The sequence below is a fragment of the Xenophilus azovorans DSM 13620 genome (assembly GCF_000745855.1).
Classification (GTDB): domain Bacteria; phylum Pseudomonadota; class Gammaproteobacteria; order Burkholderiales; family Burkholderiaceae_C; genus Xenophilus; species Xenophilus azovorans.
Map to the genome: position 1 here is coordinate 41,970 of NZ_JQKD01000030.1, position 23,522 is coordinate 65,491.

Annotated in this window: 20 protein-coding genes; 13 read left to right on the forward strand and 7 right to left on the reverse strand. The window is 71.6% G+C overall.

Translation table 11 applies throughout. The features are described from left to right. The first annotated feature begins 35 nt into the window (after positions 1–35). Positions 36–938 carry a peptidoglycan-binding domain-containing protein gene (locus Q392_RS16520; protein WP_157008033.1) on the forward strand — a complete coding sequence of 301 codons (903 nt, stop codon included), beginning with the start codon at positions 36–38 and terminating at the stop codon, positions 936–938. Here Q392_RS16520 and Q392_RS16525 read toward each other — a convergent pair. Beyond that, positions 923–1,954 carry an extracellular catalytic domain type 1 short-chain-length polyhydroxyalkanoate depolymerase gene (locus Q392_RS16525; protein ID WP_038210101.1) on the reverse strand — a complete coding sequence of 344 codons (1,032 nt, stop codon included), beginning with the start codon at positions 1,952–1,954 and terminating at the stop codon, positions 923–925. The genes Q392_RS16520 and Q392_RS16525 overlap by 16 nt on opposite strands. A 185-nt stretch (positions 1,955–2,139) precedes the next feature. On the opposite strand from Q392_RS16525, the gene Q392_RS16530 reads away from it, so the two are divergent. Further along, the gene (locus Q392_RS16530; protein WP_038210103.1) at positions 2,140–3,177 is read left to right on the forward strand and encodes a transporter; all 1,038 of its coding nucleotides are present in this window, start codon (positions 2,140–2,142) and stop codon (positions 3,175–3,177) included. Positions 3,178–3,189: 12 nt separating this feature from the next. Here the strand turns inward: Q392_RS16530 and Q392_RS16535 are convergent, their stop codons facing one another. Then, positions 3,190–3,453 carry a hypothetical protein gene (locus tag Q392_RS16535; RefSeq protein WP_038210105.1) on the reverse strand — a complete coding sequence of 88 codons (264 nt, stop codon included), beginning with the start codon at positions 3,451–3,453 and terminating at the stop codon, positions 3,190–3,192. A gap of 172 nt (positions 3,454–3,625) precedes the next feature. Between Q392_RS16535 and Q392_RS16540 the strand changes: the two genes are divergently transcribed. The 5 genes from Q392_RS16540 to Q392_RS16560 all read left to right on the forward strand — a co-directional run bounded on the left by Q392_RS16540 (position 3,626) and on the right by Q392_RS16560 (position 8,334). Then, positions 3,626–4,480, forward strand: a complete 855-nt coding sequence (locus tag Q392_RS16540) for a 3',5'-nucleoside bisphosphate phosphatase (RefSeq protein WP_038210113.1) — start codon at positions 3,626–3,628, stop codon at positions 4,478–4,480. A 163-nt stretch (positions 4,481–4,643) separates the two neighbouring features. Further along, positions 4,644–5,501: a DMT family transporter gene (locus Q392_RS16545; protein ID WP_084217124.1), complete on the forward strand. Its 858-nt coding sequence runs from the start codon at positions 4,644–4,646 to the stop codon at positions 5,499–5,501. A 31-nt stretch (positions 5,502–5,532) separates the two neighbouring features. Then, positions 5,533–6,168 carry an L-threonylcarbamoyladenylate synthase gene (locus Q392_RS16550; protein ID WP_038210114.1) on the forward strand — a complete coding sequence of 212 codons (636 nt, stop codon included), beginning with the start codon at positions 5,533–5,535 and terminating at the stop codon, positions 6,166–6,168. Between the two features lie 113 nt (positions 6,169–6,281). Then, entirely contained in the window at positions 6,282–7,613 is a 1,332-nt protein-coding gene (locus tag Q392_RS16555) for a tryptophan--tRNA ligase (RefSeq protein WP_038210116.1), read from the forward strand. 118 nt (positions 7,614–7,731) lie between these two features. Further along, on the forward strand, positions 7,732–8,334 hold the full coding sequence (locus Q392_RS16560) for a response regulator transcription factor (RefSeq protein WP_038210118.1): 603 nt from the start codon (positions 7,732–7,734) through the stop codon (positions 8,332–8,334). Between the two features lie 216 nt (positions 8,335–8,550). Here the strand turns inward: Q392_RS16560 and shkS are convergent, their stop codons facing one another. From shkS to Q392_RS16575, 3 genes are all read right to left on the reverse strand, one after another. Then, the gene (shkS, locus tag Q392_RS16565; RefSeq protein WP_051953586.1) at positions 8,551–9,987 is read right to left on the reverse strand and encodes a surface-behavior sensor histidine kinase ShkS; all 1,437 of its coding nucleotides are present in this window, start codon (positions 9,985–9,987) and stop codon (positions 8,551–8,553) included. Positions 9,988–10,350: 363 nt separating this feature from the next. After that, positions 10,351–13,209, reverse strand: coding sequence for an aconitate hydratase (locus tag Q392_RS16570; RefSeq protein WP_038210120.1), 2,859 nt, complete (start codon positions 13,207–13,209; stop codon positions 10,351–10,353). A gap of 136 nt (positions 13,210–13,345) precedes the next feature. Then, positions 13,346–14,404, reverse strand: coding sequence for a LacI family DNA-binding transcriptional regulator (locus Q392_RS16575; RefSeq protein ID WP_051953588.1), 1,059 nt, complete (start codon positions 14,402–14,404; stop codon positions 13,346–13,348). A 167-nt stretch (positions 14,405–14,571) separates the two neighbouring features. Between Q392_RS16575 and Q392_RS16580 the strand changes: the two genes are divergently transcribed. The 6 genes from Q392_RS16580 (at position 14,572) to Q392_RS16605 (ending at position 21,453) form a co-directional block, all read left to right on the forward strand. Beyond that, positions 14,572–15,987, forward strand: coding sequence for an ABC transporter substrate-binding protein (locus Q392_RS16580; RefSeq protein WP_038210122.1), 1,416 nt, complete (start codon positions 14,572–14,574; stop codon positions 15,985–15,987). A gap of 4 nt (positions 15,988–15,991) precedes the next feature. After that, on the forward strand, positions 15,992–16,879 hold the full coding sequence (locus Q392_RS16585; RefSeq protein ID WP_038210124.1) for a carbohydrate ABC transporter permease: 888 nt from the start codon (positions 15,992–15,994) through the stop codon (positions 16,877–16,879). Beyond that, complete coding sequence (locus Q392_RS16590) at positions 16,876–17,721, forward strand: carbohydrate ABC transporter permease (RefSeq protein WP_038210126.1); 846 nt, start codon at positions 16,876–16,878, stop codon at positions 17,719–17,721. Before Q392_RS16585 ends, Q392_RS16590 begins: the two co-directional genes overlap by 4 nt. A gap of 97 nt (positions 17,722–17,818) precedes the next feature. Beyond that, positions 17,819–18,832, forward strand: coding sequence for an ABC transporter ATP-binding protein (locus Q392_RS16595; protein WP_245610736.1), 1,014 nt, complete (start codon positions 17,819–17,821; stop codon positions 18,830–18,832). Then, positions 18,829–20,478, forward strand: a complete 1,650-nt coding sequence (locus tag Q392_RS16600; RefSeq protein ID WP_051953590.1) for an arylsulfatase — start codon at positions 18,829–18,831, stop codon at positions 20,476–20,478. Before Q392_RS16595 ends, Q392_RS16600 begins: the two co-directional genes overlap by 4 nt. A gap of 6 nt (positions 20,479–20,484) precedes the next feature. Continuing rightward, complete coding sequence (locus Q392_RS16605; protein WP_038210130.1) at positions 20,485–21,453, forward strand: formylglycine-generating enzyme family protein; 969 nt, start codon at positions 20,485–20,487, stop codon at positions 21,451–21,453. Between the two features lie 15 nt (positions 21,454–21,468). On the opposite strand, the gene Q392_RS16610 is transcribed toward Q392_RS16605, so the two are convergent. Both Q392_RS16610 and Q392_RS16615 read right to left on the reverse strand, forming a co-directional pair. Beyond that, a complete protein-coding gene (locus Q392_RS16610; protein WP_038210132.1) occupies positions 21,469–21,837 on the reverse strand; it encodes a TraR/DksA family transcriptional regulator in 369 nt (122 codons plus the stop codon). A gap of 92 nt (positions 21,838–21,929) precedes the next feature. Beyond that, positions 21,930–23,516 (reverse strand): bifunctional aminoglycoside phosphotransferase/ATP-binding protein, encoded by a 1,587-nt coding sequence (locus Q392_RS16615; RefSeq protein ID WP_038210134.1) that lies wholly within the window; start codon positions 23,514–23,516, stop codon positions 21,930–21,932. Positions 23,517–23,522 lie beyond the last annotated feature (6 nt).

The following is a 23,522-nucleotide window of genomic DNA, read 5'->3' on the forward strand; positions in this document are numbered from 1 at the left end:
ACGCTCAGCGCAGGCTGCGCAGGAGGAATGGCACCGTGGCTCGATCCATCCAGGCATCCGTGGGGCTGGGCGGCGCCAACCGCGCGGACGACGTCTGCACCGTGCAGTCGCTGCTCAACGACGTGCCCGCGGGCAGCGGCGGCCCGCCCGCCCCGCTGGACACCGACGGCAAGTGCGGGCCCCTGACCGTCGGGGCCATCCTGCGCTTCCAGCAGACGCAGTTCCACTGGGCCGACGGGCGCGTCGACGCCGGCGGCCAGACCATCGGGCGGCTGGGCGAGTTCGATGCCGGCACCGGCCCCGCGACGCCGCCGGTGCCGGGCGGCATCGATCCGCCGCAGATCGTCACGCCGCCGGGACACGTGCCGCCGGCGCCACCGCCACCGCCGCCCTCCTCGGTGTCCATCCCGGCCGGGCTGTCGGCCCTGCGCCGGCGCGTGCTGGAAGTGGCGCTGGGCGAGGCGCTGCCCGCCACCGCGGTGTCCGACCTGATCACCAGGCAGGAGGACGGCCTGCTGGTGCGCGCCGGCTGGCGCCGCCTCAAGCAGTACTTCGACGAAGGCGTGGACGGCTGGAACGAGAACAAGTGGAAGGACAAGTCCACGCTGGACGGCGTGCGCATCCCGGGCCGGCGGATCCCGCAGCCGGGCACCTCCGGCGTCTCCTGGTGCGGCATCTTCGCCACCTGGGCCGTGCGCACCGCCGGCGTCGAGACGAAGTGGCGCATGGGCCTGGGCCCCAGCGGGCTGGCGCTGAAGTTCTCCCGCGACTGCCGGCCCGGCGACATCTGCGTGATGAAGGAGCACATCCACCACTTCATCGTCGCCTCCATCGACGGCGACAACATGGTCACGGTCAACGGCAACTCGGAGAACCAGGCGATCCTGGTCAAGAACCGCCCGCTGAGCTGCGTGCGCTACTTCTACAGCGTGGATTGACCGGACGCGGCCGCGTCGGCCTGCAGGCGGCGCAACTGCCGCGCCACGAAGCCCCAGACCAGCGCCGAGGCGTCGGGCCCGCGCGGGTCGGTGAAGGGGCTGGCCGTGGCGCCGCCGCTCCAGTCGTGCCCCAGGCCGTGGATGTCCACCTGCACCACCTGCGTGCGGCCGCGCCGGCGGTACGCGGTGACGCGCATCGGCAGGCGCTGGCCGCGCTGGCGCTGCTGCGCGGCGGCGGGGCGTGCGCCGCCGGCCTCTGCCCAGGCCCGTGCCGCGCGCTCGCCGTTGACCGGCGCCACCACCGCATCGGCATCGCCCTGCAGCACCAGCAGCGGCGGCAGCGGCACGGCCGGCGACGCGCCCAGCGCGGGTGCACGCCGCCCGGCCATGGCCGCCAGCGCGCTGTGGCGCGAACGCGCCGCGCCCGGCGCCACGCCGGAGTGCATGGCCACGGCGACGAAGCGCTCCGGCGCGCTCAGGCCCAGCAGCGCGGCCATGCCCGCGCCGGCGGACAGGCCGGCCACCGCCACCCGCGCCCGGTCGCCGCCGTGGGCCATGCACACCCGGTCGATGGCGGACAGCAGGGTGGCGGCCTCGGCCAGCGCCTGGCCGGAGCGCAGCTCGAACCAGTTCCAGCAGCCCTGCGGGTTGGCCAGCAGGTCCTGCTCCGGGTAGAGCACGAGGAAGCGCTCGCGCGCGGCCAGCCGGTTCATGCGCGTGCCGATGGCGAAATCGCGCGCCGTCTGCCCGCAGCCGTGCAGCATCACCAGGAGCGGCAGCCGCTCGTCGGGCGCCATGTCCGGCGGGCGGTAGACGTGGAAGCCGCGCACGCCGCCCGGCCCCGCGGCCATGCCTGCGATCCACTCGCCCGGGCCCGGCGGCGGCCGCTGGCGCATGACGCTCTGCAACTGGCCCGCCATGCGCCGGCCGCCCTGGATCGCGGCGCGCGCCAGCGCCCTCACCTGCCTCGGATTGGCGCAACGGAACAAGGCGGGGACGAAGGGGCGGCGGGCCATGGGCGAAGTGGCGCGACCATAGCAGCCGCGGGCGGGACGGTCCTGCGCCCCCGGGCGGAGAAACCGGCGATCCGTGACATCGTGGCGCCGGGCCGACGCCCGCGCGCCACAGGCGCTGTCACATCGACGTCACGCGGCTGACACACGATCGGCCTGCTGCCGCGCCCCGCCGCTCCCGTCCGACCATGCCCGACCGCCCGCTCCCGCCTCCCAGCCTGTCCTACGGCGGCGACGCCGCCGGCCTGATCTGCGGCTGGCGCTTCGGCCCCGCGGGCGATGGCGCCGCCGTGGCGCTGGACGCCGACGAGGCCGCCGCCTGGCTCGCGCAGCCGGCGCCGGCGCCGGGCGAGTTCGCCTGGCTGCACTTCAACCTGAGCCACGCGCCGGCGCGCCGCTGGCTGGAGCGGCACGCCGCCCTGCCCGACAGCTTCCACGAGGCGCTGGACGGCGGGCTGCACTCCACCCGCGTGGAGCGCGACGACGACACGCTGGTCGCGGTCATCAACGACGTGCACTACGACTTCGGCTTCGAGCCCTCGGACATCTCGACGCTGTGGATCGCCGTCGGCCCGCGCCTGGTGGTGACGGCCCGCACCCGGCCGCTGCGCTCGGTCGACACGCTGCGCACCGCGGTGCGCGACGGCGACGTGCCGCGCTCCCCCGCCGAGCTGCTGGAGCACCTGATGCGCGCCCAGGCCGACGTGCTGGTGGGCATCGTGCGCGGCGTCACCGCCCGCGTCGACGCGGTGGAGGACGACCTGCTGGCCGGCCGCCCCGGCCCGCAGCGCGCGCGCCTGGGCGAGCTGCGCCGCGTGCTGGTGCGGCTGCAGCGGCTGCTGGCGCCGGAGCCGGCGGCCCTGTTCCGCCTGCTGACCCGCCCGCCGCCCTGGATGGCCGAGGCGGACGCGCAGGGGCTGCGCGACGCCTCGGGCGAGTTCTCGGTGGTGCTGCGCGACATGGCCGGGCTGCAGGAGCGCGTGAAGCTGCTGCAGGAGGAGGTCGCCGCGCGCGTGCAGGAGGGCAACAACCGCAGCCTGTTCGTGCTGACGGTGGTGACGGTGCTGGCCCTGCCGATCAACATCCTGGCGGGCCTGTTCGGGATGAACGTGGGCGGCATCCCGCTGGCGGAGAACCGCCACGGCTTCTGGATCCTGGTGGCGGTGGTGGCCAGCTTCACCGCGGCGGCGGCCTGGGTGGCCTTCAGGAAGGCCGGCCGGCGGTGAGCCCCGGCAGGCTCAGGCCGGTGCCGAGGTCGACAGCTCGCTGACCTGCACCGACAGGTCGAACAGCTTGGCCTTGCCCGCGTAGTAGCGGTCCAGCCGCCACTCGCGCAGGATGTCGATGGCGAGCTGGAAGGCGTCGTAGTCGAGGTCGTAGAGCGTGACCAGCTCGAAGCCGTGGTCCGTCTCCAGGGCGAGCACCAGGCGCGCGAGGATGCGCGCCGAAGCGTCGTCCGGGTTCTTCTCGATGAAGCGCCGGGCTTCCTTGATGGCATTCATGGGGTCCCGTCCTCCGCTCCCGCGGCGGCGTCCTGAGTCATTTCGATGGACGTATTCTTGCCGCCACCCCCCGCCAGAAATATGACAACGCCTGTCACACGGGCGGGTTGCTATGGTTTTCGCAGCAACCCGGCGCCAGCGCGTTCCGGCACCGCTCCGTAAAATCGCGCAGGTGAGCGCCATCCTCAACGCCGACCTGCACTGCCACTCCGTGGTGTCGGACGGCACGTTGACCCCCGAGGAACTGGCCGCCCGCGCCAAGGCCAACGGCGTGGACCTGTGGGCGCTCACCGACCACGACGAGCTCGGCGGCCAGCACCGCGCCGCCGAGGCCGCCCGCGCGGTCGGCCTGCGCTACCTGACCGGCACCGAGATCTCCGTCACCTTCGCCGACGAGACGGTCCACATCGTGGGCCTGGGCTTCGACCCGGACGATGCGGCGATGACGCAGGGCCTGTACGACACCCGCGGCGGGCGCGGCAAGCGCGCGCAGGAGATGGCCGCGCAGCTGGCGCAGGTGGGCATCCACGGCGCCTACGAGGGCGCGCTGCGCTTCGTCGGCAACCCGGAGCTGATCTCGCGCACCCACTTCGCCCGCTTCCTGGTCGAGCAGGGCCATTGCCGCGACACGTCCGAGGTCTTCCGCAAGTACCTCACCGAGGGCAAGCCGGGCTACGTGCCGCACCGCTGGGCCACGCTGCGCGACGCGGTGCGCTGGATCAGCGAGGCCGGCGGGCTGGCCGTCATCGCGCACCCGGGGCGCTACAAGTTCACCGCCAACGAGGAATACGCGCTCTTCACCGAGTTCCAGGCCCACGGCGGGCGCGCGGTGGAAGTCGTCACCGGCAGCCACACGCCGGCCGAATACGTCGAATACGCCGACAAGGCGCGCGAGTTCGGCCTGGCCGCCTCGCGGGGCAGCGACTTCCACAGCCCCGACGAGAGCCACTGCGACCTGGGCGCCCTGCCGCCCCTGCCGGCGGGCCTGACGCCCGTGTGGGAGCTGCTGGCGGACCGCATCCGGTGAGCGCCGCGCCGGGCCGCCCCCAGCAAGCGAAGGCCCCCTCGGGGGGCAGCGAGGACACGAAGTGCCGAGCGTGGGGGCCGGCTTGAGCGGCCCCGGCGCCACGCCCACGCCGCCCACCATCCTGCGCGACCGCCAGGCCGAGCGCGTGCTGGCCGGCATCGCCATGGCGGTGCTGGCGGTGGCCTGCTTCGCGGCGCTGGACACCGCCACCAAGCTCGCCGTGATGACGGTGCCGGTGCTCATGGGCGTGTGGTTCCGCTACAGCTTCCAGGCCGTCGCCACCACCGCCGTGCTGCTGCCGCTGCACGGCCCGGCCCTGCTGCGCACGCGCCACCCGCGCTACCAGGCGCTGCGCGGGCTGCTGCTGCTGGGCAGCACGGTGTTCGCGTTCCTCAGCCTGCGCTACATGCCGATGGCCGAATTCACCGCCGTCGTGATGGTCGCGCCGCTGGCCATCACCGTGCTGGCGGCCACGGTGCTCAAGGAGCGCGTGTCGCCGCTGCGCTGGGCGCTGGTGGCCGGCGGCTTCGCCGGCACGCTGGTCATCCTGCGCCCCGGCGGCAAGGCTTTCGGCTGGGCCATGCTGCTGCCGCTCGGGCTGGTGGTCAGCAACGCCTGGTTCCAGGTGCTCACCAGCCGCATGGCGCAGACGGAGAACCCGCTGACCATGCACTTCTATACCGGATGGGTGGGCGCGCTGGCCACCTCCTTCGTGCTGCCGCTGGCCTGGCAGGCACTGCCCTCCTGGCACAGCTGGGCGCTGCTGTGCCTGATGGGGCTGCTGGGCACCGTGGGCCACTTCCTGCTCATCCTGGCCTACCGGCGCGCGCCCGCCTCGACGCTCACGCCCTACCTGTACGCGCAGATCGGCTTCGCGATGCTGGGCGGCTGGTGGGTGTTCGGCCAGGTGCCGGACGCAGCGTCACTCGTGGGCATCGCGCTGATCACCGTCTGCGGCGCCGCCGGCGCCTGGCTCACCATGCGCGAGCGGCGCGTGCCCATCGAGCCGGTCGAGACATGAATGCCATGGGTGCCGGCCGCACAATGCGGCCATGGCCCAGCATTTCGAAGTCCATCCCGACAACCCCCAGCCGCGGCTGCTCAAGCAGGCCGCCGCCCTGCTCGCGCGCGGCGAGGTGCTGGCCGTGCCCACCGACTCCAGCTACGCCCTCGCCTGCCGGCTGGACGACAAGGACGCGGCCGACACGCTGCGGCGCATCCGCCAGGTCGACGAGCGGCACCACCTCACGCTGCTGTGCCGCGACCTGAGCGAGCTGGCCAACTACGCGCGCGTGGACAACCGGCAGTACCGCCTGCTCAAGGCCGCGACGCCGGGCCCCTACACCTTCATCCTGGAGGCGACCAAGGAAGTGCCGCGCCGCGTGAGCCATCCGCAGCGCAAGACGATCGGCCTGCGCGTGCCGGCGCACCGCGCGCTGGACGAACTGCTGATGCTGCACGGCGGCCCGCTGCTGGCCACCACGCTCATCCCGCCGGGCGAGAGCGAGCCGATGAACGACGCCGCCGCCATCCGCGAACGCTTCGAGAAGCTGATCGGCGGCGTGGTGGATGCCGGCGCCTGTCCGTCGCAGCCGACGACCGTGGTCGACCTCGTGCCGATGGGTGACGGCGGCGAGCCGCAGCTCGTGCGGCAGGGCCGCGGTACGCTCGCGCCATTGGGTCTCTGAGACAATGCCCCGCCGGGTGAACACCGCCGGCCCATTGGGCCGTCGCATCCGAAAACCTTCGTATCCAATTTCATGATGGACCGTGGCGCGCACGTGCGCCGAACCTGCAATCCATGCCTTCCCAGCCCTCCCAGGTCACGCGTTTCCTGACCGGCATCACGACCACCGGCACGCCGCACCTGGGCAACTACGTCGGCTCCGTGCGCCACTCGGTGCGCTTCAGCCAGCGCGCCGACGTGCAGAGCTTCTACTTCCTCGCCGACTACCACGCGCTCATCAAGTGCGACGAGCCGTCGCGCATCCAGCGCTCCACGCTGGAGATCGCCGCCACCTGGCTGGCCTGCGGCCTCGATCCCGAGCGCGTGACCTTCTACCGCCAGTCCGACATCCCCGAGATCCCCGAGCTGACCTGGCTGCTGAGCTGCGTGACCGGCAAGGGCGTGCTCAATCGCGCCCACGCCTACAAGGCCGCGGTGGACCGCAACGCCGCCGCCGGCGCCGACCCGGACGCCGACGTGACGGTGGGCCTGTTCATGTACCCCGCGCTGATGGCGGCCGACATCCTGATGTTCAACGCGCACAAGGTGCCGGTGGGCCGCGACCAGGTGCAGCACATCGAGATGGCGCGCGACATGGGCAACAGCTTCAACCACCTGTACGGCGAGCACTTCACGCTGCCCGAGGCGGAGATCGACGACGCGGTGGCGCTGCTGCCCGGCCTGGACGGCCGCAAGATGAGCAAGAGCTACGGCAACACGATCCCGCTGTTCGTGCCGCGCGAGCAGCTTCGCAAGCTGATCGGCGGCCTGCTCACCGACTCGCGCGCGCCCGGCGAACCCAAGGACACCGAGGGCTCGGCCCTGTTCCAGATCTACCAGGCCTTCGCCACGCCGGCCGAGACCGAAGCGCTGCGCAAGGCGTACGCCGAGGGCATCGCCTGGGGCGACGCCAAGCAGCTGCTGTTCGAGCGCATCGACGCCGAGGTCGCGCCGCTGCGCGAGCGCTACGAGGCTCTGATGGCCGACCCGGCGCAGATCGAGCGCACGCTGCGCGCCGGCGCCGAGAAGGCCCGCGCGCTGTCGCGGCCCTTCATGCAGCGCCTGCGCGAGGCCGTGGGCCTGCGCAACCTGGCCTCGGCCGCAGCGGCGGCGGCGCCCGCCGCCGCGGGCAAGCCCTCGGCCAAGACCGGCGCCGCCTTCAAGCAGTACCGCGAGAAAAGCGACGGCCGCTTCTACTTCAAGCTGGTGGATGCGCAAGGCGCCGCGCTGCTGCAAAGCCGCGGCTTCGCGACGCCGCAGGAGGCAGGCAGCGCCATCGCCGCCCTGCGCGGCCGCCCGGCCGCCGCGCTGGCCGAGCTGGCCGCGCAACTGGAGGCGCTCGACCCTGCGGCATCGCAGGCCGCCGCCGAGGCCCTGCAGCAGCTGGCCGGCGACGACGCGCACTGAACGAACACACACGAATGCAGGGAATGCAACGCCAATGCACTGCCGCTCCGCACACTGCGGGGCAGAACGGTCGCCAAGCCGTCGGCGGGCCTGTCTGATTGAACCAAGCGAGCCAGAAATGAGCATCTACGTCATCGACGACCACCCCCTCATGCGTGACGCCATCGTCATGGTCCTGCGCCGGCTGCGTCCGGCCGAGAACATCGTGGAGATGGAGCGCCTGGACAAGCTGGAATCCAGCGTCAAGCAGCATGGCGAGCCCAAGCTGTTCTGCCTCGACCTGAAGCTGCCCGACGTGACGGGCGTGTCCGGCGTCATCGCGCTGAAGAAGGGCTGGCCCGAGGTGCCCATCGCCGTGTATTCCGCCTCGCCCTCCGCCGACATGGAGGAGGCCTGCATCGAGGCCGGCGCCGACATCTACATCGAGAAGTCCGCCGGCTCGGGCGAGCTGGCCGCCGCGCTCAAGGGTCTGCTGCAGGCCGACGCCGACGGCGAGGAGCCGGCGCCCGCCAGCCCCGGCAAGCTGTCCAAGCGGCAGACGCAGCTCATCGCCATGCTCGACCAGGGCATGAGCAACCGCGACATCGCTGCACAGCTGGACATCAGCGAGCACACCGTCAAGGTGCACCTGTGGCGCCTGTTCCGCCGGCTGGGCGTCAAGAGCCGCACGCAGGCGCTGCACCACGCGCGCAGCCACGGCCTTCTCTCCCCGAATAGTTGACCACCCCCAGGCTTCGCGGACTTCGTTCCGCTTCGCCCCCCTGCAAGGGGGCTGAGCCCGTACACAAAAGGTCCAGTGGACCTTTTGTGACTGGCGAAGAGCCGGGCCACTGGCCCGGCGCGGCCTGCAAGGCCTCCCCTACGGTCGGGCAGAGCCCGTTCCGTGGGTGTTCCTGCATGGCCTGCTCCGCGGCCTTTTGATGGTGTCGGTACCGTCTTAGCCGACGGCGCCGGAGATGCGGGTCTGCGCCTGCGCCTCGTCGGCGTCGTGCAGCAGCACGCGGAACACGCTGCCCTTGCCCAGGCGCGAGCGCACGCTGACGGGGTGGCCCAGGGCGTGCGACAGGCGCGCCACGATCGCCAGGCCGAGGCCGAAGCCGTCCGAGGTGCCGGCATGGTCGGCCACCTTGTAGAACTCCAGGAACACGTCGCGCAGGTGCTCGCGCGCGATGCCGATGCCCGTGTCCCAGATCTCCACCCGCAGGCCGGCGTGGGTCTGGCGGGTGCACAGCAGCACCCCGCCCTCGGCCGTGTACTTGATGGCATTGGACAGCAGGTTGCCCAGCATGCGCCGGATGCGGATCGGGTCCGTGAGCACCGAGCCGGGCGTCACGTGGACCTTGAAGCGCAGGCCCTTGGCCTCGGCCACCGGGCGGTACTGCAGCTCCAGGTCGTGCAGCAGCTGCGCCACGTCGACGCGCTCGATGTGCAGCCGCACCTGGCCCGAGTCGATGCGCGCCAGGTCGAACAGCGAGTCGAACAGCGCGTTGACCGCGTGGGTGGCGCGCACGATCTTCGGCGCGATCTCCTGCACCAGCTCCGGCTCGTTGCGCAGCCAGTCGGCGTACAGCGACAGCGCCAGCACCGGCTGGCGCATGTCGTGCGCCGCGCTGGCCAGGAAGCGGTTCTTCATCGCCACCGCCGACACCGCCGCCTGGCGCTGCTGCGTGAGCGAGTTGATGAGGATGTGGTTGTGGAACAGCAGCTCGAAGCTGTTGCGCGCCGTCTCGTGGATGCGCCGCCCGGCGCGCAGCAGCAGCCACCAGTGGAACATCGGCAGCAGCAGGAAGCCGTAGTTGAAGTGCAGTTGCGCGAAGTCGAGCTGCACCAGCCGCAGGAACACCGAAACCATCATCGCCGCGAACAGCGTGTTGACATAGCGCTTGAGCAGCGGCGGATGCAGCGCCAGGCTGTTGAGCGGGAAGGTGGCCGCGCCGGCCACGATCAGCCAGCTCATGAACTGGTTCATCAGCGGCACGCGCTCGAAGAACAGCAGCACCGACACGCCCCAGGTGAAGGCGCTGGCGCTCCACAGGTGCCGGTAGCGGTGGATGAAGCTCTCTTGCGCGCTCGCGTCGCGGCCGGCGTAGCGCCGCGTGTAGACCCGCTCGAAGACCATGCGGCCGATGGTGATCGTGGCGCCCAGCGCCAGCCACAGCATCAGCTGCCACATGGGCACGTGGCCCCATGCCAGCCCGACCACTGCCGGCATCAGCGCGGCGGAGAAGATGTAGCTGCCGCGCGAGGCCCGCATCAGGCTGCGGATGAGCTCGCCGCGCACCCACGGCTCGGCCTCGTCGGCCGAGGCCGGCGCCGGCGCCAGGTTCGCGAAGGACGAAGTCCCCAGGTTGCCGAACGACGTGTACCCCTTCATGGCCCGCCCTCCTGCTTCACGTGTTTGCCTCATCCGAAATAAGCCCCTCGGTCAACCGCTTCGCGCTTGCCCGATCCCGGAGGGGATGCTTCTTGTCCTAGGGCGGCCCGGCGACGAAAAAGACCCCTCGGTCAACCGCTTCGCGCTTGCCCGATCCCCCGAGGGGATGCTTTTTGTCTTGGGGCGGCCCGGCGACAAAAAAAGACCCCTCCGAGGGGGCCCCTGGCCGGCGTCATGCACGCCGGCATGTCTGTGTCTGTCTGGTGAAGCCGCCGGGACCGCGGGGCCCTGCCGGGCCTCGCGCGTCACCCTGCTTCGCATCGTCGGCCGAGTCTACCAAGGCCCGGACGGCGGCCGCGGCTTTCAGGCGGCAAGGAGTTGCCTGAGCACGAAAGGAAGGATCCCGCCGTGCCGGTAGTACTCCACCTCGATCGGCGTGTCGATGCGCAGGCGCACGGCCAGTTCCTGGCGGCTGCCGTCGGCGCGGTGGATGACCAGCCTGACGTCGTCGCGCTGCGGCCTGAGCTCGCCGTCGATCACCACGTCGATCCGCTCGTCGCCCACGAGGTTCAGGCCCTGCCACGAGTCGGCGCCCAGGAACTGCAGCGGCAGCACGCCCATGCCGACCAGGTTGGCGCGGTGGATGCGCTCGAAGCTGCGCGCCACCACCGCCTTGATGCCCAGCAGTTGCGTGCCCTTGGCCGCCCAGTCGCGGCTGGAGCCGGTGCCGTATTCCTCTCCGGCGAAGATCACCGTGGGCGTGCCCTGGGCGATGTACTTCATCGCGGCGTCGTAGATGAACATCTTTTCGCCGCCGGGCTGGAACAGCGTGACGCCGCCCTCCTCGCGCGAGCCGTCCGGCCCGGCCGGGATCATCAGGTTCTTGATGCGCACGTTGGCGAAGGTGCCGCGCATCATCACCTCGTGGTTGCCGCGGCGCGAGCCGTAGCTGTTGAAGTCGACCTTGCCCACGCCGTGGGCCTTGAGCCACTGGCCCGCGGGCGAGCTCTCCTTGATGGCGCCGGCCGGCGAGATGTGGTCGGTGGTGATCGAGTCGCCGAACAACGCCATGACGCGCGCGCCGGTGAAGCCCGGGCTCGTCGCCTGCGGCTGCATGCCGAAGCCCTCGAAGAAGGGCGGCTCGGCGATGTAGGTGGAGCGCGGCCAGTTGTACACGTCGCCGGTCACGCCGCGGATGCTGCTCCACAGCTTGCCAGGGTTGTCCTTGATCTGCTCGTAGTTCCGGCGGAAGGCCGGGGCGTTCATCGCGAAGCCCAGCAGGTCGGCGATCTCCTGCGCGCTCGGCCAGATGTCGCCCAGGTAGACGTCCTTGCCGCCATGGCCCTGGCCGACCGGCTGCGTCATCAGATCGACCATCACGTTGCCGGCGATGGCGTAGGCGACCACCAGCGGCGGCGAGGCCAGGAAGTTGGCCTTGAGGTTCGGATGGATACGCGCCTCGAAGTTGCGGTTGCCCGAGAGCACGGCGGCGCAGACGAGGTCGTTCTTCGTGATCACCTCGTTGATCTCGGGCGCCAGGTCGCCGGCGTTGCCGATGCAGGTGGTGCAGCCGTAGCCCGCCAGGTAGAAGCCCAGCTTCTCCAGGTAGGGCAGCAGCTTCGTCTTCTCCAGGTACTCGGTGACGATGCGCGAGCCCGGCGCCAGCGAGGTCTTCACGTGCGGCTTGACGGTCAGGCCCGCCTCCACCGCCTTCTTCGCCAGCAGGCCCGCGGCCAGCAGCACGCTGGGGTTGGAGGTGTTGGTGCAGGAGGTGATGGCGGCGATCAGCACGTCGCCGTTGCCCAGCGAGAAGGGCTCGGGCGCGCCGCTGGCCGCCCGGGCGGCCGCCTCGTCGCGCAGCGGCCGGTTGGCCACCATCTCCACCTGCTCGCGCGGGGCGCCCGCCGGAAAGGGCGCCGGCGCCGCCAGCGGCTCGACCTCGCCGGAGCCCACCGGCAGGCGCATCCCCAGCCGTCCGGCCGGCTGGTTGAAGCCGTTGGCCTCCACCGGCTTGCTGTACAGCTCGGCGAAGCGGGCGGCGAGGTCGCCCAGGTTGATGCGGTCCTGCGGACGCTTGGGGCCGGCGAGGCTGGGCGTGACGGTGCCCAGGTCGAGCCGGACGATCTTGGTGTAGTCCAGCTCGCCGGGCGCCGGCATGCCGAACAGGCCCTGCGCCTTGTAGTACGCCTCGAAGCGCTCGATCTCCGCCTCGGTACGGCCGGTGCCGCGGAAGTAGTCGATGGTCTTCCCGTCCACCGGGAAGAAGCCCATGGTCGCGCCGTACTCGGGCGCCATGTTGCCGATGGTGGCGCGGTCGGGCACGGGGATGGAGGCGGCGCCGGGCCCGAAGAACTCGACGAACTTGCCCACCACCTTCTCCTGCCGCAGGATCTGCGTGACGTAGAGCACCAAGTCGGTGGCGGTGACGCCCTCGCGCAACTGGCCGGTCAGCTCGAAGCCCACCACGTCGGGCGTGAGGAAGTACACCGGCTGGCCGAGCATGGCCGCCTCGGCCTCGATGCCGCCGACGCCCCAGCCCACCACGCCCACGCCGTTGATCATGGTGGTGTGGCTGTCGGTGCCCACCAGCGAGTCGGGGTACCAGGTGGGCACGTCGGCCTTGTCGTCGGCCGACTTGTAGACGCCGCGCGCCAGGTACTCGAGGTTGACCTGGTGCACGATGCCGAAGCCCGGCGGCGTGACGCCGAAGGTGTCGAAGGCCTGCATGCCCCACTTCATGAACTGGTAGCGCTCGTTGTTGCGCTGGAACTCCAGCTTCATGTTCAGGTCCAGCGCCTGGGGCGTGCCATAGTGGTCGACCATCACCGAGTGGTCCACCACCAGGTCCACCGGCACCAACGGCTCCACCGTCTTGGGCGACTTGCCCAGCCGCGCGGCCACGCTGCGCATGGCGGCCAGGTCGGCCAGCAGCGGCACGCCGGTGAAGTCCTGCAGCACCACCCGCGTGACGACGAAGGGGATCTCGTCCACCCGCTCGGCATTGGGCTGCCAGTTGGCGACCTGCTCCACGTGCTCGGCCGTCACCTTCTGCCCGTCGCAGTTGCGCAGCACCGACTCCAGCACGATGCGGATGGACACCGGCAGCTTCTCGACGTTGGGGTATTTCTTGGCCAGCGCCTTGAGCGACCAGTACCGGCCGGCCTGGCCCGATGCGGTCTTGAAGGTCTTGAGGGCGGATGCAAACGCGTGGGCTTGAGCCATGGGGCGCTCCTTGCAGGTGTGTTCGTTCGGGTGAGCCCATCGAAGATAGCAGGCTTCGATGACCCGCGCGGTAGGCCCAGGGCGCACCCGGCCGGCGCGAATTGCTACTTTTCCGATAGCAGGCGAGGCAGCCGGCTCAGCGCCGCGGCGGCGCGGTGCTGCCCCGGTGGACGATCTCGATGGGGAAGGACTGGAACAGCGCGTGCTCCTGCCCGTCCAGCCGCGCGATGAGCTGGGCCGCCGCCGCATGGCCGATCTGCGTGATCGGCGTGCTGATGCTGGTCAGCCCCGGCGTCTGCGTGGCGCCCAGGTCGGTGTTGTCGACACCGGTGATGGACATGTCCTCGGGGATGCGCACGCCCGCCTTGCGGCATGCCATCATGGCGCCGACGGCGAACACGTCGTTGGTGGCGACCACGGCGGTGGGCGGCCGATCCTGCGCGAGGATGCGCGCCATGCCCTCCTCGGCCGCGCCCAGCGCGATGGGCGCGTACTGCACGCAACGCTCGTCCAGCAGCAGGCCGGCCTCGGCCAGCGCCTCGCGCACGCCGGCGCCGCGCGTGCGGGCCCGGTCGTTGCCCTCCACCGGCGCGCTCAGCAGGCCGATGCGCCGATGGCCCAGCGAGATCAGGTGCCGGGTGATCTCGCGCGTGGCGGCCTGGTTGTCGAAGCCGATGCTGGGATGCCGCCGCGCCGGGTCGGTGCCCCAGGTCAGCACGTAGGGGCGCCCGTAGTCCTCCAGCAGCGCGAACAGGGCCGGGTCGTGGTCGACACCGACGAAGACGAAGGCGTCCACGCCGCGCTGGGCGAGCTGCGCGGCGATGCGCGCCTCGACGGCCAGGTCGTAGTGGTGCTCGGCCAGCACCAGCGCATAGCCGCGCGCGTCCAGCCGCTGCTGCAGCGCGCTGGTGGTGCGGGCATACAGCGCGTAGTCGAACGAGGGCACCACGGCACCCACCATGCGGCTGCGCTGGCTGCGCAGCGAGCGGGCGGTGGCGTGCGGCACGTAGCGCAGCTTCTCCACCGCCTCCATCACGCGGCGCAGCGTCTGCGGATCGAGCTGCTCGGGGTTGTTGAGGGCGCGCGAGACGGTGGCCGTGGAGACGCCGGCCAGTTGCGCGACGTCCTTGGCGCCGGCCCGTGCGCGCGCCTCGCGCAGGACGGGGACGGCGGGCGGGCGCGAGGGGCTCGGCATGGCCGCATTGTAGGGAGCTGCTCGCCTGCAATCGATTTCTCGTGGCTGGCAGAAACTGGGGAAATCCCCGAGATTTTCCCTGTGACGAAATCCTGATTCTGTCGCAACATCGGGCTCTGTAATCGATTACATGACCGCTGCGCCGCAGCCCCCGCAGGAGACATGCCGTGAACGATCGCCTCCCCTCCACCGATCCCTCTTCCGCCGCCCGGCGCCGACTGCTGCGGCAGGGCGCCGCGCTGGGCGCCGCGGGGCTGGCCGTCCCCTGGCTGGCCGGCGCCGCCCACGCGCAGGAGGCCGACCTCGCACCGTACCGCAGCGCGAAGATCAACTGGCGGCAGGTCGAGGGCGAGTCCATCGCGGTGGCCGTCATCCCGGCCAGCTACTTCGACCACCTGGGCACGCTGCTGCCGCAGTTCGAGGCGCTGACGGGCATCAAGGTGCGCATCGAGAAGGTGCCGCCCGGCCAGATCCGCCAGAAGGCGACGCTGGACCTGTCCTCGCGCACCGGCACCTACGGCACGCACGCGGCCGACCCGATGTACTACCCGCTGTACGTCGCCAACAAGTGGGTCGATCCGCTGGACAAGTACCTCGACGACGCCAGCCTGACCGACCCGGCCTGGTTCCGCTACGACGACATCCTCAAGGCCTGGCGCGACGCCGACTCGATCGGCGGCAAGCCCTACGGCATCCCCTACGACGGCGAGGTCACGGTGCAGGTCTACCGCAAGGACCTGTACGACGCCAAGGGCCTGAAGCCCGCCGCCACGCTTGACGAGCTGGTGGCCAACGCCAAGGCGCTGCACGACCCGGCCAACCGCCTGTACGGGCTGGCGCTGCGCGGCTTCGCCGGGGCGGGCCAGAACATGTACATCTACCCTTCGCTGCTCAAGGGCTTCGGCGGCGGCTGGTTCAAGGGCAAGGACGTGGTCGTCAACTCGCCCGAGGCGGTGCAGGCGCTGGAGTGGTACGTGAACACGCTCAGCCAGTACGCGCCGCCCGCGGTGCGCAACTGGAACTGGCCCGACATCGCCGACGCCTTCTCGCAGGGCACGCTGGGCTGCTACATCGATGCCCATTCCTCGGCGGCCGTCATCACCAACCCCGAGAAGTCGAAGGTGGCCGGCAAGATCGGCTACGCGCGCTGGCCCAAGGGCCCCCGGGACAAGTGCGTCACCTCGATCTGGAACTGGGGCTTCCCGATCAACGCCGCCCTGCCGGAGAAGGCCAAGAAGGCGACCTGGCTGTTCATCACCTGGGCCACCTCGGCCGAGACGCAGGCGCGCACCTCGTGGAAGTCCGCCGGCGCGGCGAAGCGCTCGGGCATCAACCGGCTGTCGCTGTGGAAGTCGCCCGAGTTCGCCGACGCCATGAAGGGCGCGGGCGACAACTTCATCCAGGCCGCGCTCGACTCGCTGGAGCAGGACACCGACGTCGAATGGCGCCCGCGCGTGCCGCAGTGGCCGGCCATCGGCGAGACCATGGCCACCGGCATCCAGGCGGCGCTGGTCGGGCAGAAGAAGCCCAAGGCAGCGCTGGACGAGGCGCAGGCGCGCATCGCGCAGCTCATGAAGGGCTGAGCGCGTGCGCCCTGCCCTGACGCTGGCGGCGCAGGAGCGCCGCTTCGCCCTCGCGCTGCTGGCGCCGGCGCTGCTGGCGCTGCTGCTGGTGACCACCGTGCCGCTGGTCTACCTGGCGTGGAACAGCCTGAACCGCATCGACCTGGGCATGCCCTGGATGTCGGGCTTCGCCGGGCTGGACAACTACGCCCAGATGGGCAGCGACCCGCGCTTCTGGAATTCGCTGTGGCTCACGCTGGTCTACACCGCCAGCACGGTGGTGCTGCAGGTGCTGATCGGGCTGGGCCTGGCGCTGCTGGTGCTGCAGATCCCGAAGGGCCAGGGCGTGCTGCGCGTGGGCGCCATCCTGCCGATCGTGCTGGCACCTGTGGTGGTGGGCCTGTTCTGGCGCACGCTGGTGCTGGCGCCCGACGTGGGGCTGGTGGACGTGGCCACGCGCGCGCTCGGCCTGGGCAGCCACAACTGGCTGGGCGACCCGCAGCTGGCGCTGATCTCGGTGATCGCCATCCACACCTGGCAGTGGACGCCCTTCGCCTTCCTGGTGCTGCTGGCCACGCTCTCCACGCTGCCCGGCGACATCTACGAAGCCGCGCGGCTGGACCGCGCGGGCGCCTGGCAACGCTTCCGCCACATCACGCTGCCGCTCATCCGCCCGGCGGTGGTGATGGTGGTGATCCTGCGGACGATGACCGCGCTGTCGGCCTTCGCGGCCATCTTCGCGGCCACCGGCGGCGGGCCGGGCTCGGCCACCGAGATCCTGAACCTGTATGCCTACCGCACCTCCTTCACCGAACTGAACATCGGCTACGGCTCCTCGCTGGCGATGGTGCTGCTGGGCATCACGCTCGCGGTGTCCTGGCTGATGTTCCGGCTGCGAAAGGCCCGGTCATGAACGGCCGCAACAAGACGCTGCGCCATGCCGCGCTGTGGGCCGTGGCACTGCTCCTGCTGGCCGTGTGGGCCTTCCCCGTGCTGTGGGGGCTGCTCACCTCCTTCAAGACCGAGCGCGACGTGCTCGCCTACCCGCCGAAGGTCTTCTTCACGCCTACGCTGGACAACTACCGCGAGGTGATCTCCGGCGGCTCGTCGATCCTGCCCAACCTGTGGTCCAGCCTCGTGGTCTCGGGCTGGGCCACCTTCCTGACCATGCTGTTCGCCGTGCCGGCCGCCTACGCGCTGGCGCGGCTGCGCTACCCGGGCAAGCGCGCCTCGGGCTTCTACGTGCTGGCCACGCAGATGCTGCCGCCGGTGGGTCTCATCATCCCCTTCTACCTGGTGCTGCAGAAGATCGGCGGGCTCGACAGCTACAGCGGCCTGACGGCCATCTACCTCACCTTCTCGCTGCCCTTCGCGGTGTGGCTGATGGTCTCGTACTTCGAGGACATCCCCTACGAGATGGAAGAGGCCGCGCTGCTCGACCGCGCCGGCCGGCTGCGCACGCTGTGGTACGTGATCCTGCCGCAGGTGCGCGGCGGCATCGCGGTGACGACGATCTTCGTGTTCCTCAACGCCTGGAACGAGTTCCTCTTCGCCGTCGTGCTCGGCGGCAACAAGGTGCGGCCCGTCACCGTGGCCATGTACAACTTCATTTCGCTGGAGCAGACGCAGTGGGCGCGGCTGGCCGCCGGGGCCATGCTGGCCATGGCGCCGGTCATCCTGATCGGCCTGTTCGCCCAGCGCCACATCGTCAAGGGGCTCACCGTGGGCGCCGTCAAGGGAGGGGGTCGCCGATGAGCCCGCGCCCGGCCGTTCCGAAGTGGGCTCGCACCGCAGTGCGCAGCACGGAGGTTTTTCAATGAGCCGATACGGAAGCGTCCGCATGGAAGGTGTCGTGAAACGACACGGCAGCTTCACCGCGCTGCACGGCATGGACCTGAGCATCCGGCCGGGCGAGTTCTTCGCGCTGCTGGGGCCCTCGGGCTCGGGCAAAACCACCACGCTGCGCATCCTCGCCGGGCTGGAAGAGGTGAACGAAGGCCGCGTCTGGCTCGACGACGCCGACGTGACGCACCAGGAGCCGGGCGAGCGCGACGTGGCGATGGTCTTCCAGAGCTACGCGCTGTACCCGCACATGACGGTGGCCGAGAACATCGCCTTCCCGCTGAAGATGATCGGCACGCCCCGCGCCGGGATCGACGCCGCGGTGAAGGAGGCAGCGGCGAAGGTCAACATCGCGCACCTGCTGGAGCGCAAGCCCGGCCAGCTCTCGGGCGGCCAGCAGCAGCGCTGCGCCCTGGCCCGCGCTATCGTGCGCAAGCCGCGCCTGTTCCTGCTGGACGAACCGCTGTCCAACCTCGACGCCAAGCTGCGCATCGAGACCCGCGCCGAGCTGCGCCGCCTGCAGCGCGCGCTGGGCGTGACGGCGGTGTACGTCACGCACGACCAGGAAGAGGCGATGACCATCGCCGACCGCGTGGCGGTGTTCATGGAAGGCCGCCTGGTGCAGACCGGCACGCCCAAGGACATCTTCATGAAGCCGGCGACCGTGGCCGTGGCCGGCTTCATCGGCACGCCGCCGATGAACCTGCTGGACGCCACCGTCTCCGGCGGCCAGGTGCACGTGAACGGCAACCCCGTCGCGCCCGCCGCGGTGCGCGAGGGCGAGGTCGTGCTCGGCGTGCGCCCCGGCGACCTGCGCCTCGCGCCCGCCGGCCTGCCGGCCCGCGTGGATTTCGTGGAAGACCTGGGCGACAGCCTGGTGGTCCACCTCGACGCCGGCGGGCAGCGCGCCAAGCTCAAGACCGAGCCCAACGGCGCCGCGCCGGCGGAGGGCCAGCCGGTGCACCTGGCCTTCGCCCCCGAATCCGCCCACCTGTTCGACCGCGCCAGCGGAGAAAGACTATGACCCCCGCCAAGAAACCGAACATCGTCCTGATCCTGAACGACGACATGGGCTTCTCCGACATCGGCTGCTACGGCGGCGAGGTCGACACGCCCCACCTCGACCGGCTGGCCGCCGGCGGCCTGCGCTTCTCGCAGTTCTACAACACCGCGCGCTGCAGCCCCTCGCGCGCCTCTCTACTGACCGGCCTGCACCCGCACCAGACGGGCATCGGCATCCTGACCTACGACTTCGGCCCCGAGGGCTACGCCGGCAACCTCAACCACCGTTGCGTGACGATCCCCGAGGCGCTGAAGGCCAGCGGCTACCGCACCTACATGAGCGGCAAGTGGCACGTGGCCGGCAACCTCACCGAGCCGACCGACGCCTGGCCGATGCAGCGCGGCTTCGACGCCTTCTTCGGCACCATCATCGGCGCCGGCAGCTTCTACGACCCCAACACGCTCACGCGCGGCAACGAGAACGTGGAGCACGAGGCCTCGGCCGACGACGGCTGGTTCTACACCGACGCCATCAGCGACGACGCGGCCGACACCATCCGCCGCCATGCGAAGGAGCATGCCGGCACGCCCTTCTTCCAGTACGTGGCCTACACCGCGCCGCACTGGCCGCTGCACGCGCACGAGGAGGACATCGCCAAGTACAAGGGCCGCTTCGACGCCGGCTGGGACGCGCTGCGCGAGGAGCGCCTGCAGAAGCTGGTGGACAGCGGCATCCTGCGCGACATCTGGCAACTGACCGAGCGCGACCCGACGCAGCCGCCCTGGACCGAAGCCGAGCACAAGACCTGGCTGCTGCGCTGCATGGAGGTCTACGCGGCGCAGATCGACCGCATGGACCAGGGCATCGGCCGCATCCTGAAGGCGCTGGAGGACACCGGCCAGATGGAGAACACGCTGGTCATCTTCCTGGCCGACAACGGCGCCTGCGCGGAGGACATCCCCGAGCACGTGACGGTGGACGAACTGGTGCACAAGCTGCGCATCGCCAAGGCCACCACGCGCAAGGGCGAACCGGTGCACTTCGGCAACAACCCCGATCTGATGCCCGGGCCGGAAAACACCTACCAGAGCTACGGCACCGCCTGGGCCAACCTCTCGAACGCGCCCTTCCGGCTGTACAAGCACTGGATCCACGAGGGCGGCATCTCCACGCCGCTGATCATGCACTGGCCCGCCGGCATCGCGCATCGCGGCGAGGTGCGCCACACGCCGGGCTACCTGCCCGACATCATGGCCACCCTGCTGGATGTGACGGCCACGCCCTACCCCGCGCAGCACCAGGGCCGCGCGGTCGAGCCGCTGGAAGGCCACAGCCTGTGCCCGGCCTTCGCGCAGGACCTGCCCGAGCGCCCGCCCATGTTCTGGGAGCACGAGGGCAACGCCGCCGTGCGCATCGGCAAGTGGAAGCTGGTGCGCAAGTACCCGCAGGACTGGGAGCTGTACGACATGGAGGCCGACCGCACCGAGCTGCACGACCTGGCGGCGCAGCACCCCGCGCGCGTGGCCGACATGAAGGCGCAGTACGAGGCCTGGGCCAAGCGCTGCGGCGTGATCCCGCGCGAGAAGATCCTGCAGCTCATGAAGGAGCAGCAGACGCCGCCCGCCTTCTGGGAGGAAGAGATCGTGGAGGAAGCCCGGCGGGGCTGAGCCGCGATGCACGAGGCCGCGCCGCCGCAGCGCAAGGCGTGCTGTTCGCCCACGCGGCCGGCCGATGCCGCCGCCATGCCGGCCGCCGCGCCCGCCGACATGCGGCACGCGCCTGGGGCAGCGCTGCACTGGATCGCCCTGCCCGGTGGCAGCTTCACCATGGGCACCGACGACCGCGACGGCTTCGCGGCCGACGGCGAGGGGCCTGCGCGGCGCGTGCGCCTGCCGCCCTTCCGCATCGCGCCGACGACGGTGACGAACCACGCCTTCGCCGAGTTCGTGCGCACCACGCGCTATGTCACCGAGGCCGAGCGCATCGGCCACTCCTACGTCTTCGCACACCAGTTGCCGACCGCGCTGCGGCAGGCCGCCGCCCCCGCCCCGGGCCTGCCCTGGTGGCGCGCGGTCGAGCATGCGTGCTGGCAGCGCCCCGAAGGCCCGGGCTCGCACGTCCATGCACGCCCCGGCCATCCGGTGGTCCACGTGTCGTGGAACGATGCGCAGGCCTACTGCGCCTGGGCCGGCGCGCGCCTGCCCAGCGAGGCCGAGTGGGAGTACGCCGCTCGCGGCGGGCTCGAAGGCCGGCGCCTGGCCTGGGGCGACGCGCTGATGCCGGACGGCGAGCGCCGCTGCAACACCTGGCAGGGCGACGCCTTCCCCGATGCGCCGGCGCCCGGCTGGCAGCCCGGCCCGGTGCCGGCCGACGCCTTCGCCCCCAACGGCTTCGGCCTGTTCAACGTGTGCGGCAACGTGTGGGAGTGGTGCGCGGACGCCTTCCACCCCGACTACCACCGCGCCACGCCGCACGAGGCGCCGCTGGACACGCGCGAGAGCGGCCAGCGCTCGATGCGCGGCGGCTCCTTCCTGTGCCACGACAGCTACTGCAACCGCTACCGCGTCGCCGCGCGCAGCTCGAACGCGCCGCACAGCAGCAGCAGCAACATCGGCTTCAGGCTGGCAGCCGACGCGGGCTGAGCGGCGCGCCGCGGCTCAACGCCGCTCGGCCTTCTCCTGGCACGGCAGGCAGCGCGCCGCGGCAGGCTGGGCCGACAGCCGCGCGAAGCCGATGTCGACGCCGCAGTCGATGCATTCGCCATAGCTGCCGTCGTCCATGCGCGCCAGTGCGGCGCGCACGGCCACCAGCTCGTCGTGGTCGCGGCTGGCCTCGGCCTCGCCGACGTCCTCGCGTTCGCGGCGCTCGGCCACCTCGGCCTGGTCGATGACCTCGTGGCCGGCCTCCTGGGCAGCGATGTCGAGCCGGTCGCGCTGGAACTGGCCGAGTTCGCGCAGCAGTTCGGCCTGGCGCTGCGCCAGCCGGGTGCGAAGCTGCTGCCGTTGGGGTTCGTCGAGTGCGGTCATGGAAGGAGGCCTCTGGTGAGATGGTGTCCAGGCCGCCGGCTCGGGGTGCCGGGGCGCGATGCATGCCTCCAGCATGCCAGCGCAGGTTCGCCTCAGGCTTGAGGCAAGTCAAGCGCCGCCCAGCGCCGGGCCAGCGCGGCTGCGTCCCACGGTACATCGGTGGGCACGTCGATGGTGACGGGCAGCTCGTCGGCGCCGGGCGGCTCGGCCCAGCCGCCCTGGCGGGCCAGCACCTGCAGGCCGGCTTCGGAGGGGTCGGCGCCCAGCGCCTGCCGGCGGGCGACGCGCTCGCGCAGCGCGCGCTCGTCCGCATGGCAATGCAGGATGGCGAAGGGCGCGTGCCGTTCGCGGGCCAGCGCGCGGAAGCGTTCGCGTTCGGCGCGGCGCAGGAAGGCGGCATCGACGATGACCGCGTAGCCGGCCCGCAGCGCCACGTCGGCCAGCGCGTGCAGGCGGTCGAAGGTGCGCGCGGTCGCCTCGGCGGTGTAGATGTCCAGGCCGGCGTCGGCGGAGCGCTGCAGCGGCGCCAGGCCCGCCAGGCGCTTGCGCTCCACGTCCGAGCGCAGGCGCACGGCGCCGGCCGCCTCCAGCAGCGCGGCGGCCACGGTGGACTTGCCCGAGCCCGACAGGCCGTGCGTCACGAGCAGCCGCGGCCGGCAGCCGTCCGGCGCGGCCAGGGCTTCGGCGCAGGCCAGGTAGGCCGGCCGGGCCGGCGGCAGCGGCGCGCCGCCCGCCTTGCGCAGGCGGGCCGCCAGCTCGCGCACGCCGGCGCGGTAGGCCTCGTAGGCGCGCAGCACCGGCAGGCCGCCGTGGTCGCCGGCGGCTTCGAGGTAGCGGTCGAGGAAGCGCCAGGCCAGCCCGGCCCGTCCGTGGGCCTTCAGGTCCATGGTCAGGAAGCCCAGGTCCGCCATGGTGTCGATCCAGCGCAGGCCGGGGTCGAACTCGATGCAGTCGAAGGCCGTCAGCCCGTCGGCCAGGCGCACCAGGTTGGCCAGGTGCAGGTCGCCGTGGCCTTCGCGCACATGGCCGCCGGCCGGGCGCGCGGCCCACGCCTGTTCGAGCGCGGGACGGGCGTGCCCGAAGGCTGTGCGCAGGCGCGCCAGCCGCCGCGCCGCGTCCGCATCCCCGGCCAGCAGCGGCGCCAGCTGCTCGATCACGTCCGCCATCGCCGCGCCCACGCGCTGCGGCGTGCCGAAGCCCTGCGCCGCAGCAGCCACCGGCGCCCCGGCATGGAAGCGCGCCAGGCGCGAGGCGAAGACGTCGAGCTCCTGCGCGGTGAGTGCGTCCCGGCGCAGCAGCGCGTCCGCCTCCTGGCCGGTGGCGAAGCGCTGCATCCGCAGCACCCAGTCGATGGCCTCGCCGGGCGCCTCGCCGGGCCGGCCGATGCGCGGCGCCTCGGGCGTGCCGAGCACGGGCCGCACGTCCAGGTACAGGCCGGGCGCGAGGCGCCGGTTCAGGCGCAGTTCCTCTTCGCAGAAGCGGCGGCGCGCGTCCAGGGTGGAGAAGTCGGCGAAGGGCAGGCGCACCGGCTTCTTGAGCTTGTACGCGGCATCGCGCGCCAGCAGCAGGCGGGAGATGTGCGTCTCCACGGCGTCCACAGGTGCGCCGGTCTGCTGCGCCAGGTGCGCACGCAGGGCCTGCGCCAGGCGCGCGGCCGCTGCGTCGCCGGCCTCGCTCATCCGTGC

Bases quoted from the DNA above. Each gene is read 5' to 3' on its own strand.
- Q392_RS16545 (WP_084217124.1), top strand. From the start codon at position 4,644: ATGGCGGTGCTGGCGGTGGCCTGCTTCGCGGCGCTGGACACCGCCACC.
- Q392_RS16560 (WP_038210118.1), top strand. From the start codon at position 7,732: ATGAGCATCTACGTCATCGACGACCACCCCCTCATGCGTGACGCCATC.
- Q392_RS16575 (WP_051953588.1), bottom strand. From the start codon at position 14,404: ATGCCGAGCCCCTCGCGCCCGCCCGCCGTCCCCGTCCTGCGCGAGGCG.
- Q392_RS16610 (WP_038210132.1), bottom strand. From the start codon at position 21,837: ATGACCGCACTCGACGAACCCCAACGGCAGCAGCTTCGCACCCGGCTG.
- shkS (WP_051953586.1), bottom strand. From the start codon at position 9,987: ATGAAGGGGTACACGTCGTTCGGCAACCTGGGGACTTCGTCCTTCGCG.
- Q392_RS16530 (WP_038210103.1), top strand. From the start codon at position 2,140: ATGCCCGACCGCCCGCTCCCGCCTCCCAGCCTGTCCTACGGCGGCGAC.
- Q392_RS16555 (WP_038210116.1), top strand. From the start codon at position 6,282: ATGCCTTCCCAGCCCTCCCAGGTCACGCGTTTCCTGACCGGCATCACG.
- Q392_RS16605 (WP_038210130.1), top strand. From the start codon at position 20,485: ATGCACGAGGCCGCGCCGCCGCAGCGCAAGGCGTGCTGTTCGCCCACG.
- Q392_RS16570 (WP_038210120.1), bottom strand. From the start codon at position 13,209: ATGGCTCAAGCCCACGCGTTTGCATCCGCCCTCAAGACCTTCAAGACC.
- Q392_RS16535 (WP_038210105.1), bottom strand. From the start codon at position 3,453: ATGAATGCCATCAAGGAAGCCCGGCGCTTCATCGAGAAGAACCCGGAC.
- Q392_RS16600 (WP_051953590.1), top strand. From the start codon at position 18,829: ATGACCCCCGCCAAGAAACCGAACATCGTCCTGATCCTGAACGACGAC.
- Q392_RS16550 (WP_038210114.1), top strand. From the start codon at position 5,533: ATGGCCCAGCATTTCGAAGTCCATCCCGACAACCCCCAGCCGCGGCTG.
- Q392_RS16590 (WP_038210126.1), top strand. From the start codon at position 16,876: ATGAACGGCCGCAACAAGACGCTGCGCCATGCCGCGCTGTGGGCCGTG.
- Q392_RS16525 (WP_038210101.1), bottom strand. From the start codon at position 1,954: ATGGCCCGCCGCCCCTTCGTCCCCGCCTTGTTCCGTTGCGCCAATCCG.
- Q392_RS16615 (WP_038210134.1), bottom strand. From the start codon at position 23,516: ATGAGCGAGGCCGGCGACGCAGCGGCCGCGCGCCTGGCGCAGGCCCTG.